Consider the following 14,070-nt stretch of genomic DNA (forward strand, 5'->3'; position numbering starts at 1 on the left):
TGTTGGCGCGCGGCCCGCGGGCGTGGCTGCGCTGTGGCAGTGTATTTCGCGCGGACGATCGCGGGGTGCGGTGCACGGTATCTCGTCGCGCGGAACCGGTCGGGTGCTTGCCGCGCCCGATCGTGGGTGCGGTGTTTTCGGCTGTCGTTCGCGGAATCGGCTGCGTTCTATTCGCCGCCCACGGAGACTGCACGGTGACTTCCTGTCGTTTGCCGAGTCTGCGCCGTGCTTTTCTGCTGTTCGAGGAGTCCGCTGTGTGCGTCGGTGATAAATTCGGTTCATGGCCGTTGGACGATTGACGCAACTTGTCTTTGAGTGCGACGACGCCGTCGCGCTGGCGAGGTTCTGGCAGCAGGTTCTCGATCTTCCGGCACCGCCGGGAGGGTCGGGGCTTGTCAAAGGCGCCGGGGGTGAAAACGGGGCTTCTGCTGATGGGGGCGATCGCGATCGGGAGGGCGGCGACCGGACTTTCGTCGTCGGCGATGCGCGCGAACGGGACGTTGCCGGCGATGCGCGCGAATGGGACGTTGCCAGCGAAGAGCAACCGGAATGGGTGACCTTGGAGTGGGAACCCGTTGGAAGATTCTCATTCCATCGCTGCGAGGGATATGTGCCTCCGCGGTGGCCCAGAGGACACGGCGAGCATCAAGCGCATTTCGATCTGCTGGTTGAGGATCTGGCAGAGGCCTGCGGCGTCGTCGAAGAGGCCGGCGGGCGCCCTCTCACGCCGATTCTCGACCCCGGACCTAAAGAATGGCGGATCTACGCCGATCCCGCAGGGCACCCCTTTTGCCTGGTGACCGTTCCTGAGTAGGCTGGTTGCGTGGTGACTTTTGAATAGGCTGGTTGCGTGATGATCTTTGAATAGGTCGGTTGCCTGGTGACCGTTCCCGAATAGGGCTGGTGGGCGTCGGTTGAGGGCCGAACGCTCCATCGCGGTTTTGCAAACTTAGGTTTCGATGCCGTTTGTTTAGTCGGTAATTAAAAAGTATTTGAAAGAATAATTTGAAAGATTTTATCGAACAAAAAATTGGCATTGGGCTGCTGCTTCTGTAGGGTAGTGGGCGAAGGGGTAGAGAGCGAAAGGAGGCGAGTTCGATGAGTGTCGACGCCGATATGCAGCCGGATGCCGCGGTGTCCGGATGCGGTCCGTCCGATGTGGATCCGTCTGTCCAGCGGCGGAGTCTAGGGGGCGACAACAGATTTGCCGATTGCCTTTCGCGTTTGAATGAAGTTGTGACGGAGTTGGGGGAGGTCGACCTTTCCGCCTTGTCCGAGGAAAGGCTGACGGCTGGAGCCGCTGATCTCGCGAAGGCCGTTTCTCGGCTGGGAGCGGTGCGCGGGCGGATGCTCGTCGCCATTGAGAAGAATGAAAGTTGGCGCGCTTCGGGGGCTCGCACCTTTGTGCTGTGGAGCGAGAAGACTTCAGGGCAATCCCCGAGCGCGGCTGTCAAGGAAATCAAACGGGCCGAGGCCCTTGATTCGGGGCTGCGCAGGATGTCGGAGGCCTTGAAGAACGGCGAGGTTTTCGCGGGGCACGTCGATGTCGTTCGTCGCTTCTTGTCGGCGCCCGAGTTGGAAGACGCGTTCACCGACGCCGTTGAGGAGGAGTTTGTCGCTTGGGCGCGGGAGTGCGCCCCGCGGGAGTTCGAGCGGCGCGTCAAGGCGCGCGCTTATCGGCACAGCCCGTCGTTCGGAGTCGAGACCGAGAAAGCCGAGGCGAAGAAAGAGAACGTGGTCTTCGCGAAAGAAGGGTCGGGGATGCGCATTTCCGGGTGGCTGTCGGACGAGAGTTCGGCAATCGTGGACACCGCCTTGTCGGCGTTCATGGGCCGCAAACGCGTTGAGGACGCCAGAAGTTTGCCGCAACGGCGAGCCGGTGCGCTCGTCGAACTGGCCGGCGCGAAGCTTGACGAAGGCGGCCTCGGCAAAGGAGCAAGAATCCGACCGCATATTTTAGTGCACGTCCCCTTCGAGACTCTTCGCGGCTTGGAAAACGGGACGCCTCGTCCGGGAACTGAAAACGTGCAAGGCCGGAGTGTTGCGGGCGACGACGGCGTCGGCGAGGAACGCGACGGTTCGCCTTCAAAGGAGGGGACGCGGCTGTCGAAGGCGAGGACGGATCGGAGCCGTGGCAGCTCCGACCAACCGGAACGCCGCGACGGTGTGGGCTGCCTAGGGGAAGCATGCCGTGAAGCTGGTCGAGGGCAAGGGCGTTTCGGCGCGTGCCTGGAATCGTCTGTGAGCCAACAAGAAGAATTTGGAACGATTTTAGGGGCGATTCCTGCTCTGACCGACGTTGATGCCTTACGAGGGAACGATCCTGCTGTTTTAGACGACGGCTCGCCCCTGTCTGCCACCCAGCTGGCGAGGCTGGTTTGCGATTCGTCCGTTTCACGCCTCATTTTCTCGGCAAACGGCGAAGTGCTCGACGTGGGCAGGGAGAAACGCCTGTTCACTCCCGCGCAAACCCGTGCGGTCATCGCGAGAGATCGGACATGTCGATATCCGGGATGCGGAGACACGATTTCCCATGGACAGGTTCATCACGCCTTGCCCTGGGAAGCGGGCGGGAAAACCGACCTTGCGAACGCCGTCCTGTTGTGCTGGCACCACCATGCCCTAGTTCACCGCGAAAAAATCGCGATCGCGCACCACAGTGGAGGCTTTGTCTTCACATCGCCTGACGGCAAAACAATGGGCACCAGGAAGCACGGAACATGACTGAGCAAGAGACGTAAGGCGGTTGGGCAAAGAGTCGGCGCGGTCGCCAAGGCCGCGGGGAGAACGCCTTGAAGGGGGGTTTAGGCCCTAAGTGGGACTAAAGAGTCTAAATTGATCTAAAGACTCTAAGCGGGCCTAAGACGCGCCGACGGCCGGGACTCCCAGCCAATCGTTCCACCCATTGTGGAGAACCAGCCATGCGATGAGGCCGTAGCCGGCCTGGCGTGGTTCGTAGCCGCTGGACATCGACAAGTCGGTGTTCCACTGTTCATGCTCGACGAGAGGAGTGAAAGTGTCGACGTAAGGGAGATCGCGGCGAGCGCAGACGTCGCCGAAGGCTTTCGACAGATCCAGCTGGATTTTGAAAGGCACTTCCCGACGCGGGGGAGGACCGACGATGAAGGACCGGAGCTTCATTCGAGCAGCCGCATCGAGGATGTTCGCCAGATGGAGGCGAGCGCGGGCAAGTGTCTGGCCCGAGTCGAGGTCATGGGACCCTAGACCGATAATGAGACGGTTGTCTTCATCGTGGCGAAGGCGTCGGGCCACTTCGTCGCCCCAGCGTTTGGCCAGTGCTGCTGTGTCTTCGCCCGGAACGGCAAGGGTTATTGGCATGAGAGGCGGTTCGCTGCGGGTTCGTGCCATGACTCGCCCAGTCCAGCCGAGAGCCCGCGCGTCGCCGAAGCCCGCGACGAGCTCGTCGCCGATGAAGAAGATCGCCACGTTTGCTCCTCAGTTGTGCTACATCTTAGAAGTTACCTCAACTCTAGACTGTAGCGCCTCCGCTGTTGTGGAAGCGGCGCCAATCCGGGTTGGACAAGCGCGCCCATTCGGATCGGGGAGCCGCCCGTCTGCATCAGAGGAGCCGGGCTTCAGCGCTCGAACGCAGCGCGCATGAGGATCTCGTTCTGAGTCGTGTGGGCTCGGGCGATGCCGACCGACGGCGACGCCGAGGCCGGGCGGGAGACGAGCCTCGGCGTGAGCCCGAGCTCGCGAAACACCGTGACGAGGAGGAAACGCCACGCGCCCATGTTCTCAGGCTCGTCCTGGACCCAGACGATCTCGGCGCCGGGGTACTTCGCCAGCTCCGCCCGCAAGGCCTCGGTGGCCAGCGGATAGTACTGCTCGAGCCGGACGATCGCCGTCCGCCGGTCCCCGATCTTTCTGCGGAAATCGGCCAAATCGTAATAGATGCGGCCGGAGCAGAGAAGGACTCGGTCGATGTGCGCTCGCGATGCGCCTCCGGCGGGGGTTTCTCGCGCGAATGCGCCTCCGGAGAGCGCCTCTCGCGTCGGCGCAGTTCCCGCGGGCGAATCTCCGGCGGGCGCGCCTCCCGAAGCATCGCTTCCGTGGGCATCGCTTCGGCGGGCTTCACGCTCGGCGTCGTCGCCGATGACCGGGAGGAAGGAGCCCCGAATGAAATCTTCGACCGGCGAGACCACGCCCCGGCGTCGCAGAAGCTGCTTCGGCGAGAAAGCGATGAGCGGCCGACGCGGACGCTCGTAAGCCTGAGTGCGCAGCATGTGGAAATGGTTGGCCGGGGTGGACGGTTGGCAGACCCACATGTTGTTTTGCGCACACAGCTGGAGATACCGCTCGATTCGCGCGGAGGAATGGTCGGGCCCCTGGCCTTCGTACCCGTGGGGAAGGAGGAGGACGAGAGACGAATGCTGGTTCCACTTCTGCTCGGCCGATGAGACGAATTCGTCGACAACCGTTTGGGCGCCGTTCGCGAAGTCGCCGAACTGCGCCTCCCACACCACGAGCGCGTCCGGGCGCTCGAGGGAATAGCCGTACTCAAAGGCCATGACCGAATACTCGGAAAGGGGGGAGTCGTAGATCCACAGCTTTGCCTGGTCTTCCGTCAAATGATCGAGGGGCGTCCACTCGGCGCCGGTGTCGTGGTCGTGGGAAACCGCGTGCCTTTGGACGAAGGTTCCGCGGCGCACGTCCTGACCGGACATGCGCACGGGAACCCCTTCGATGAGGAGCGAGCCAAACGCGGCGATCTCTCCCATGCCCCAATCGACGTCTCCGGTGCGCACCATCTTCGCCCTGCGCTCGTAGAGCTGGGTGATCTTCGGGTGAGGCGTGAATCCGTCGGGAATCTGAAGGTGGGCGTCGCCGATCCTGGCCAGAATCTCACGGGTGGTCCAGCTGGTCCAGCCGATCATCGTTCCCGCGTCTTCCTGTTGGGCTGCCGGAATCTCCAGGCCTTCATAGACGCCGGACTTGCCGGCGGCCGCTTCGGCCTCGGCGGCCTTGACCTGCCGGAAGGCGTTGTCGAGGGTCGCCCGGTAGTTCTCCTCGAAGGCTTCGGCCTGCTCGGCGGTCATCTCGCCTCGGCCGATGAGCGCCTCCTTGTACAGCTGGCGGGTCGTCCTCTTCGAATCGACCAAGGCGTACATGACCGGCTGGGTCATCGACGGATCGTCGCCCTCGTTGTGTCCGCGGCGTCGATAGCAGACGACGTCGACGATTGCGTCTTTCGAGAAGGCCTGACGGTACTCGTACGCCAGAGCCGCCGCGCGCACGACGGCCTCCGGGTCGTCGCCGTTGACGTGGAAGATCGGTATCTGCAGGCCCTTCGCCACGTCGGTCGCGTAGTTCGAGGAACGCCCGGAATGGGGGGCGGTTGTGAATCCGATCTGATTGTTGACGATGATGTGGACGGTCCCGCCGGTGCGGTAGCCGCGAAGCTGCGAAAGGTTGAGCACTTCCGGGACGACCCCTTGGCCGGCGAATGCGGCGTCGCCGTGGATGAGGATCGGCAAAACTGCGAAGCCTCGGTCTCCCCGGTCCTGAAGGTCCTGGCGCGCGCGGACGATTCCCTCCAAAACGCCGTTCGCCGCTTCGAGGTGCGAAGGGTTTGCCGCGAGATAGACGCCGGTCGTCTCGCCGCTCGGAGAGGTGTACGTCCCCTCGGTTCCCAGGTGGTACTTGACGTCGCCCGAGCCTTGGACGGTGCGTTCGTCGACGAATCCGTCGAACTCGGTGAAAATTTGCTTGTACTGCTTTCCCGCGATGTTCGTCAGGACGTTGAGCCTTCCCCGGTGGGCCATCGAGATCGCAACCGAATCGAGGCCGTCGTGGGCGGCGCGGGAAAGTATGGCGTCAAGCGCGGGAATGAGCGATTCGCCGCCTTCGAGCGAGAAGCGCTTCTGCCCGAGGTACTTGGTGTGCAGGAACGTCTCGAACGCCTCCGCCTGATTGAGCTTCTCGAGAATCTGAAAGCGTTCGTCGTCGGTGAGCTTGGCGCGCGGGCGTTCGATTCGCTCCTGGAACCAGCGGCGCTGCTCCGGATCCGTGATGTGCATGTACTCGAAGCCGATCGACGCGCAGTACGTCTCTCGCAGCAGCGAAAGCGCATCGCGCAGGGTCATCGAGCCGTTGTCTGTGAAATCCCCGGTGGGGAAGGAGCGGTCGAGGTCCCACGACGTCAGGCCGTAGGATCCTAGGGAAAGGTCCGGGTGGCGGAGGGTGCGGAAGGAGATCGGATCCGTGTCCGCAATGAGATGCCCCCGCGAGCGATACGCGTGGATGAGGCTCGTCACGCGAGAGGCTTTGTCCGGGTCTTTGAGCGGGTTGTATTCGACGTCGCGCTCGAAGACGAAAGGCTCCGTCGGAACGTGGAGCGAATGGAAGACTCTGTCGTAAAAGCCGTCGAGGCCGGTGAGCTTGCGTTCGATGAGCCGTAGGAACTCGCCCGACGTGGCGCCCTGGATCACGCGGTGGTCGTAGGTGGAGGAGACGGTGACCACCTTGGAGACGCCGAGGCGGGCCAGCACGGCATCCGACGTGCCGGAGAACTGGGCGGGGTAGACCATGGAGCCGACGCCGATGATCGCTCCCTGCCCGGCCATGAGCCGCGGAACCGACTGGGTTGTGCCGATGCCCCCGGGGTTCGTGAGCGAGACCGTGGGTCCCGTGAAGTCGTCGATTCCCAAGGAGCCTTCGCGCCCGCGGCGCACGAGGTCCTCGTAAGCGGAGAGGAAATCGCGGAAAGTCATGAGCTCGGCGGCTTTGACGGAAGGCACGACGAGGGTGCGGGAGCCGTCGGGGCGGCGGGCGTCGATCGCGATGCCGAAATTGACGTGCTCGGGATGGCGGACCGCGGGCTTGCCGTCGGCCAACGTGTACGAGTCGTTCATCTCGGGCATCTGGACGAGCGCCTCAATCGCGGCGAAGGCCACCAGGTGGGTGAAGCTGACCTTGCCGCCCCGGGTGGCCCGCAGCCGCTCGTTGACGATGGCGCGGTTGTCGAACATCGTTTTGGCGGGGATTTCGCGGAACGACGTCGCCGTCGGAATGGCGAGCGAGGCGTCCATGTTGGCTGCGACGGACTTCGCCGTGCCCTTCATGCGGACGGTTTCGCCGGAAGAGATCGGGGTGTCGCTCGCCACCAGCTTGTGCCGTTTGGCATAGGGCGTGAGGGCCGGCTGCGCCGCGGCCGGCGGGGCGGGAGGGAGGTCCGAACGGGTGGAGACCGAGTTCGGGGCCGCCTGCCGGGAGTCGCTCCGGGAGTGAATCTCGATCTGCGCCTTGGCGGTGTCGGGATCGGCCCGTTTGTGCACGGGGCGCCCCTCGGCGCGCCATCTTCTGAAAAGGTCGCCCCACTGCGGAGGGACGGCAGACGGATTCTTGAGGAAGTCCGCGTAGAGATCCTCGATGAAGCCGCGGTTGGGCCCGAAGTCGTCGTGTGGCTGCGTTGACACTGTTTTCCCCACTCCTTTGGAATTCGACACATTAAGGCTACGGGACTTGGCGGCGAGTTTCATGCGTCAAAAGTGATGTGTATTTCTAAAACCGACGTCTGCTCCGGATACATGCGATATTTGTAGGAGGAATTCAAAGGGATTGAGGGGGCGTTGGGAAGGGCGTTCCGGCATGGAGAAGGTCGTCTCGGCCGTCGTCGCGTGAAGCGGGTGGTGGCCTTTCGGCGGGTCCGTTATCATTTTGTAATGGAGTCACCGGAAAATCACGTAGAACCGGAGGATGATGGGCAGGCACGCACTTAACACCGAGCCGCAGGCTCAGGTTCAGGCTGCCCGGACGCGCCGTTCGGGTGTTAGGCAGGAGACCCCGAGCCTCAACCGCCGCCAGACGCGGTTGGCTCGCGAGATGGAGGAAGCTGCCGAAGCACGCAAGGCGAGGCGGGCAGAGAGCCGTGAGGCTGAGAATCGCGCACGCCAGGAGGCAGAGCGTGCGAGAATCGCCGAGGAGGAGGCTCGGTTAGAAGAGATTTCGCGGAGGGTCGAGGCCGCGCGCAAGGCCGAAGAGGCCCGCAAGGCTGAGGAGGCCCGTCGCGCGGAGGAAGCGCGTCAGGCTGAAGAGGCCAGGCGAGCCGAAGAGGCTCGCAAGGCCGAAGAGGCCCGCAAGCTGGAAGAGCTTCGCAAGGAGCGCGCGGCGCGGAGGGCCGCACGCGAGGAGGCTCGTCGCGCCGAAGAGGCTCGCAAGGCCGAGGAGGCGCGCAAGGCTGAAGAGGCCAGGCGGGCGGAGGAAGCGCGCAGAGCCGAGGAGGCTCGTCGCGCGGAGGAAGAGCAAGAAGCCGAGGCGATTCGCCAGGCCGAAGAGGTGCGGCGGAAAACCGAGGAGGCCCGCAAGGCTCAGGAAGCTCAGAAGGCAAAGGCCGCGGCCGCCGGCTCCCCGGGAAGCAGCCCGTTCGCCGTAATCACGAGGCGTCTGGAGATCGTTCGCCAGGCGGAGGCGGACCGCAAAGCCGAGGAGGCGCGCAAAGAGCGCGAAGCCAAGAAGGCCGCTCGCCTGGAGAAATCCCGCAGGGCACAGCAGCTGCGGGAGCAGGAGGCCGAGGCGTCGCGAAAAGCGGCGGAGGCCCGCGCCGCCGCTGAGCAACGCGCAGAAGACGAGCGCCGGGCCGCCGAGGAGCTTCGCGCAGAGCAGGAAACCGCGAGCCGTGAAGAGGCTCGTCGGGAGCGCAGGCGGCAGCAGGCCGAGTTGGCGCGGAAGATCCTCGAGGCCGAGCGTGCGGCGGAGGCTGCTGCGGCGGCCTTTGACAACGAGGACGGGGCAAACGAGTCCGACGAAGAGACCGCCGTTCTCACCCGCAACGAGATCAGCGACGCCATTTCCGAAGGCGCGCAGATATCCCGTTTGGAACGTCGGCGCAGAAGCGGCAAAGCGGCGAAAGCCGCAGCAGACGCGAAGGCGGCAGCAGACGCGAAAGCCGCAAAGGACAGCAAGGGCTCCAGGGGGAAAGTCGCCAAGTCCGAGTCCGCCGCGAGCGAGCAGCCGGCTTCCTTCGGCTCGAAGAAGTGGGCCATCCAGGGCGTGGCGGCCGGCGTCGCGACGCTGGTGGCCGTAGGCGTGCCGATTCTCGCCACAAACAACACGCCGGCGACCGCTGCGCAGAACAACCTCTCTCGTTCCTACATCGGGGGCGAAACGAAAGAGAAGGCCGACGTTCCGGCCGCCCTCACCGGCGACGCCAACGCGCAGGCCCGCTCGATGGCCAACGAATTCTCTCACCAGGCCAAAGAGAACGAAAACAACGAGACGATCACCTGTTCCGCCTCCGGGGCGGCCGGAGCGCGGGCGGCGTTTGCCAGCTCGCACCAAGCCGGCCAAATCGTCATGCCCCTCCAGCAGGGCGTCTATCGTTTGACGTCGGCCTTCGGATATCGCGTCGACCCGATCTACGGCGACGTCTCGATGCACGCCGGCCAGGATTTCGCGGCGCCAATGGGCACTCCGATCCACGCAGTCGCCGACGGCGTTGTCACCCACGCCGGCGCCGGGATTCAGGGGCGTTCGAGCAACCTCATCATCGTCAAGCACGAGATTGGCGGAAAGACGTACTACACGTGGTACATCCACATGTACGACAACGGGGTTCTCGTCAAGAAGGGCGACACGGTCAAGGCCGGCCAGGTCATTGGAAAAGTGGGCTCCAACGGCAATTCCACCGGCCCGCACCTGCACCTGGAGGTGCACGACCAAAACGACAAGCTCATGAACCCCGTCCAGTTCCTGAAGGATCAGAAGGCGGTCGACGCCTCGCAGGTTTGCGGCTGATGCGATGCTCTATCCCATCGGCGCCCCCATCGTCGTCGCCCACCGCGGCGGCGCGGGGGAATGCCCGGAGAACACCGCAGAGGCCTTCCTGACCATGGGCGAGCGAGGTTTCCGCTACCTGGAGACCGACGCTCGCGCCACACTCGACGGCGTCGCCGTCCTCAGCCACGATGCGACCTTGGACCGCACCGTCGGCGTCGGCGGGAAAGTCCGCGGCTACACGTGGAGGGAGCTCGCGAGGGTTCGCGGCCGCGAGGGCAGGCCGGCGGTCATGCGCGTGGACGAGGCGTTCGAAAAATACCCCGACGCCGTTTTCAACATCGACGCGAAGTCCGACGACGTCGCAGCCCCGCTCGCCCGAGCGATACGCGAGGCAGGCGCCCAGAGCAGGGTGTGCGTCGCAAGTTTTTCGGAGCGCCGGCTGCGGCGCTTGCGAGGCGAGCTGCCGGGGACCGCGAGCTCGCTGGGCATAGGCGCCATCGCCAGGATCGTCGCGGCCTCGCGAGCAAGGAAAGGGGCGGCGCGTCGGCGTCTGCTCAAAGGCCTTCCCGAGGCCCAAGTCGCCCAAGTCCCGCTTTCCTTCCGCGGGGTTCCGGTGCTGACGGAGAGATTCGTCGCGTCGGCGCACGAGGCGGGGATTGCGGTCCACGCGTGGACGATCGACGACGTCGACGTCGCCGCCCGGCTTCTCGACATGGGCGTGGACGGCATCATCACGGACGTTCCGACTGCGATGTACGAGGGGCTGCGGGAACGAGGGCTCCCGGTCAGCCGCTCGTAGGCGGCGCCCCGGTTCATAGCGGCGCCCCGGTTGATAGGCTGTACCCCAAACAGGATTCGAACCTGCGACCTTTTGCTCCGGAGGCAAACGCTCTATCCACTGAGCTATTGGGGCCTGACACGTAACTTTAGCAGCTATGACCGAGTTCGCGCTTCTCGGGACGGCCCGTTCGCGAGAATGTGTCGGAGCCGCCGCGTAGAATTGCGCGCATGACACCCGAAGAACTCAGTCGGCTCGTCGCCGACGAACTTGCCTCCGCCGTCGCCGACGGCACTCTGACGATCGAGGGCGAGCTGCCCGCCGTGAAGGTGGAGCGCCCTCGGTCTCGCGAGCACGGCGACTGGGCCACGAACGTCGCGATGCAGCTGGCCAAGCGCGCCGGGAGGAATCCGCGCGAACTGGGCGAGCTCCTCGCGGCGCGGATCGCGGCGCACGACGGGGTGGAAGAAGCCGAAGTCGCGGGGCCCGGGTTCGTCAACATACGGCTCTCCGCCGCATCGGTCGGCGAGCTCGCCCGGGCCGTCGTCGAGGCGGGCGGCTCCTACGGACGCACGGAAGGCGGCGCCGGCAAAACGGTCAACCTCGAATACGTCTCGGCCAATCCCACCGGCCCCCTCCACATCGGCGGGGCGCGCTGGGCCGCCGTCGGCGATTCGCTCGCTCGGATCCTCGAATTTTCGGGAGCGAAGGTCGTCAAGGAATATTACTTCAACGACCACGGCAATCAGATCGACCGTTTCGCCGCGTCCCTTCTGGCGCGGGCGCGCGGCGAGGAGGCCCCCGAGGACGGATACGGCGGGCAGTACGTCACGGAGATCGCCGAGAAGGTGGTCGCCGATTCAATCGCCGACGGCGAGCCGGATCCGCGCGAGCTCCCCGACGAGCAGGCCCTCGAGGCTTTCCGTTCGCGAGGCGTCGAGTTGATGTTCGCCGAAATCAAGTCTTCGCTCCACGATTTCCGCTCCGATTTCGACGTCTTCTTCCACGAGGATTCGCTCCACGAATCGGGCGCGGTCTCCAAGGCGATCGAACGTCTGCGCGAGCGCGGCGTCGTCTATGAAAAAGAAGGCGCCCTGTGGCTTCGCACGACCGACTTCGGCGACGACAAGGACAGGGTGATCGTCAAATCCGACGGCGAAGCGGCCTATTTTGCGGGCGACCTCGCCTATTATCTCGACAAGCGCGCCCGCGGCGCGGACAACTGCGTCTACATGCTCGGCGCCGACCATCACGGGTACATCGGCCGCATGTACGCCATGGCGAGGGCCTACGGCGATACGGCCGGGCCGGGCGAGAACATGGAGATCCTCATCGGCCAGCTGGTCAACCTCGTCCGCAGCGGTGTTCCCGTGCGCATGTCCAAGAGGGCGGGAACCGTCGTGACGCTTGAGGACCTCGTCGACGCCGTCGGCGTGGACGCGGCCCGTTATTCACTCGTCCGGGCCTCCGTGGACACGACGCTCGACCTCGACCTCGACCTCGTCGCCTCCCGCACGAACGACAATCCCGTCTACTACGTCCAATACGCCCACGCGCGCACGTGCTCGGTGGCCTCGAACGCCGCCTCCCACGGCGTCAGGCGCGAGGACGGATTCGCACCCGGTCTGCTGGACGCCGTCGATTCCGAGCTTCTCGGCACGCTTGCGCGCTTCCCCGACGTCGCGGCCCAGTCGGCGACTCTTCGCGAGCCCCACCGCGTTGCGCGCTACCTCGAAGAGGTTGCGGCTGCATACCATGCATGGTATGGTAAGGCTCGGGTCACGCCTCGCGCGGAAGAGGAGGTCACCGATCTTCATAGAACGCGCTTGTGGGTGAACGACGCCGCAGGCGTGGTTCTTGCCAACGGGCTGGGCCTGCTCGGCGTCAGCGCTCCGGAGAGGATGTAGTGCTCATATGAATCTTGAAAACCTTCCCGCGCCCGAGCCCGACGGCTCGTCGGACGGACCGTGGCCGTCGTCGGCCCGCCGCTTCGGCGACGAGATCGCAATCGGCGGCATCGGCGTGAGCGAGTTGGCGGCGGAGTACGGCACGCCGCTTTACATTCTTGACGAGGACGTGCTGCGCACCCGGGCGCGCGCCTGGAAAGAGGCCATGGACGAGGCCTTCGCCCGCCTCCGGGGGGCTGACGTCTACTACGCGGGCAAGGCTTTTTTGTGCGTCGCCGTAGCCAAGGCCGTCGCACACGAAGGGCTCGCCGTGGACGCCTGTTCCGAGGGGGAGCTTCGCACGGCGCTGGCCGCGGGCGTTCCGGGCAGCCGCATCGGGATGCACGGCAACAACAAGTCGCGCGAAGAGGTCGAGCTCGCTCTGCGGGCGGAAGTCGGGCATTTCGTCGTCGATTCTCTGGCCGAGTTGGAGTTCGTCGATTCGATCGCGCGGGACGAGGGCGCCGTCGCCTCCGTCATGCTCAGGGTGACGACCGGGGTGCACGCCGGCGGACACGAATACATGTCCACCGCTGTGGAGGATCAAAAATTCGGTCTGTCGATCGCGGGCGGCGCCGCTTGGCAGGCTGTCGAGAAAACGGTGAACGCGCCGAATTTGCGGCTCGTCGGCCTGCATTCGCACATCGGCTCGCAGATCCTGGTCGTCGAGGCCTTCGAGGAAGCCGCACGCGCGGTGCTCGACTTGCGGGCCCGGGTCCATCGCGAGATCGGATTGGAGCTTCACGAGGTCGACTTCGGCGGAGGTTATGGCATCCGCTACACGGGCGGCGACTCCGTTCCCCCGAGCCCCGCGCAGTTGGCAAAGGCCCTCGCGTCCGTCGTCGCTTCGCACTCCGCGGAGTCGGGGATTGAGCCGCCGAGGGTTTCGATCGAGCCGGGGCGCAACATCGTGGGCCCCGCGGGCATGACTCTCTACACTGTGGGGACGGTCAAAACGGTCGAATTGGAGGACGGGCCGCGCCGCTATGTTTCAGTCGACGGCGGGATGAGCGACAATATTCGGCCTGCCTTGTACGACGCCGCGTACACGGCCGCCCTCGCGTCTCGCAATGGGGAAGGCGGCGTGAGAAGCAGGGTCGTCGGCAAGCATTGCGAGAGCGGGGACATCGTGGTGCGCGACGTGTTGCTGCCCGAGGACCTCGCGGCGGGCGACATTCTCGCCGTCCCCGCCACCGGTGCGTACGGGCGGTCGATGGCTTCGAATTACAATCACCTGCCGCGTCCGGGCGTGGTGGCCGTTCGAGGCGGTGCGTCGCGCTGGATTGTGCGCCGCGAGACCGTGGAAGACCTCCTCGCCCTCGATGCCGACTACCTCCGCCGCGACGCGGACTGAGGCTGAGGGGAGGGCTGAGGCCGAGGCGAAGACTGAGGCTGAGGGGAGGGCTGAGGCTGCGATGCAGCAGGCTAAAAAGTCGCCGACTGCGCGGAATCCAGCAGGTCAAGCGCCGGGCGAAGATCCGAGACCGGGATCTGGCCCGGGGCCGAACCTCTGCCGACGGCGGCGAACGTCGCGCATGAGCCGAAAACGCCGCCCGCGATGCGCGAGAGCACCCCGATTGGCCCCATCGCGACGGTGATGAGCGGACG

General features: G+C 65.1%; 9 protein-coding genes and 1 tRNA gene. 6 read left to right on the top strand and 4 right to left on the bottom strand.

Annotated elements, in window-relative coordinates; all coding sequences use genetic code 11:
- The first annotated feature begins 280 nt into the window (after positions 1 to 280).
- Both ACO48X_RS04150 and ACO48X_RS04155 read left to right on the top strand, forming a co-directional pair.
- Entirely contained in the window at positions 281 to 814 is a 534-nt protein-coding gene (locus tag ACO48X_RS04150; protein ID WP_485000872.1) for a VOC family protein, read from the top strand.
- A gap of 422 nt (positions 815 to 1,236) precedes the next feature.
- Positions 1,237 to 2,724, top strand: coding sequence for an HNH endonuclease signature motif containing protein (locus ACO48X_RS04155; protein WP_485000873.1), 1,488 nt, complete (start codon positions 1,237 to 1,239; stop codon positions 2,722 to 2,724).
- Positions 2,725 to 2,859: 135 nt separating this feature from the next.
- On the opposite strand, the gene ACO48X_RS04160 is transcribed toward ACO48X_RS04155, so the two are convergent.
- Together ACO48X_RS04160 and ACO48X_RS04165 are read right to left on the bottom strand one after the other, a co-directional pair.
- Positions 2,860 to 3,447, bottom strand: coding sequence for a GDSL-type esterase/lipase family protein (locus tag ACO48X_RS04160; protein WP_009200090.1), 588 nt, complete (start codon positions 3,445 to 3,447; stop codon positions 2,860 to 2,862).
- 149 nt (positions 3,448 to 3,596) lie between these two features.
- Entirely contained in the window at positions 3,597 to 7,502 is a 3,906-nt protein-coding gene (locus tag ACO48X_RS04165) for a multifunctional oxoglutarate decarboxylase/oxoglutarate dehydrogenase thiamine pyrophosphate-binding subunit/dihydrolipoyllysine-residue succinyltransferase subunit (protein ID WP_485000874.1), read from the bottom strand.
- 217 nt (positions 7,503 to 7,719) lie between these two features.
- Here ACO48X_RS04165 and ACO48X_RS04170 point away from each other — a divergent pair, with 217 nt between their 5' ends.
- The gene (locus ACO48X_RS04170; protein WP_485000875.1) at positions 7,720 to 9,756 is read left to right on the top strand and encodes a M23 family metallopeptidase; all 2,037 of its coding nucleotides are present in this window, start codon (positions 7,720 to 7,722) and stop codon (positions 9,754 to 9,756) included.
- A 4-nt stretch (positions 9,757 to 9,760) separates the two neighbouring features.
- Positions 9,761 to 10,537 (top strand): glycerophosphodiester phosphodiesterase family protein, encoded by a 777-nt coding sequence (locus ACO48X_RS04175; RefSeq protein WP_485000876.1) that lies wholly within the window; start codon positions 9,761 to 9,763, stop codon positions 10,535 to 10,537.
- A gap of 41 nt (positions 10,538 to 10,578) precedes the next feature.
- Here the strand turns inward: ACO48X_RS04175 and ACO48X_RS04180 are convergent.
- Positions 10,579 to 10,651 (bottom strand) — tRNA-Arg (locus tag ACO48X_RS04180).
- A gap of 95 nt (positions 10,652 to 10,746) precedes the next feature.
- Here ACO48X_RS04180 and argS point away from each other — a divergent pair.
- Together argS and lysA are read left to right on the top strand one after the other, a co-directional pair.
- Complete coding sequence (gene argS / locus ACO48X_RS04185; protein WP_485000877.1) at positions 10,747 to 12,423, top strand: arginine--tRNA ligase; 1,677 nt, start codon at positions 10,747 to 10,749, stop codon at positions 12,421 to 12,423.
- A gap of 7 nt (positions 12,424 to 12,430) precedes the next feature.
- Positions 12,431 to 13,816 carry a diaminopimelate decarboxylase gene (gene lysA, locus ACO48X_RS04190; RefSeq protein WP_485000878.1) on the top strand — a complete coding sequence of 462 codons (1,386 nt, stop codon included), beginning with the start codon at positions 12,431 to 12,433 and terminating at the stop codon, positions 13,814 to 13,816.
- Positions 13,817 to 13,887: 71 nt separating this feature from the next.
- On the opposite strand, the gene ACO48X_RS04195 is transcribed toward lysA, so the two are convergent.
- Positions 13,888 to 14,070 (bottom strand): type I 3-dehydroquinate dehydratase (locus ACO48X_RS04195; protein WP_485000879.1); only part of this gene is annotated, 183 nt, incomplete at its 5' end.

The sequence above is a fragment of the Peptidiphaga sp. genome (assembly GCF_057238965.1).

Coding starts and splice junctions, on each gene's coding strand:
- ACO48X_RS04150 (WP_485000872.1), top strand. CDS start 281: ATGGCCGTTGGACGATTGACGCAACTTGTCTTTGAGTGCGACGACGCC.
- ACO48X_RS04165 (WP_485000874.1), bottom strand. CDS start 7,502: ATGAAACTCGCCGCCAAGTCCCGTAGCCTTAATGTGTCGAATTCCAAA.
- ACO48X_RS04170 (WP_485000875.1), top strand. CDS start 7,720: ATGATGGGCAGGCACGCACTTAACACCGAGCCGCAGGCTCAGGTTCAG.
- ACO48X_RS04175 (WP_485000876.1), top strand. CDS start 9,761: ATGCTCTATCCCATCGGCGCCCCCATCGTCGTCGCCCACCGCGGCGGC.
- argS (WP_485000877.1), top strand. CDS start 10,747: ATGACACCCGAAGAACTCAGTCGGCTCGTCGCCGACGAACTTGCCTCC.
- lysA (WP_485000878.1), top strand. CDS start 12,431: ATGAATCTTGAAAACCTTCCCGCGCCCGAGCCCGACGGCTCGTCGGAC.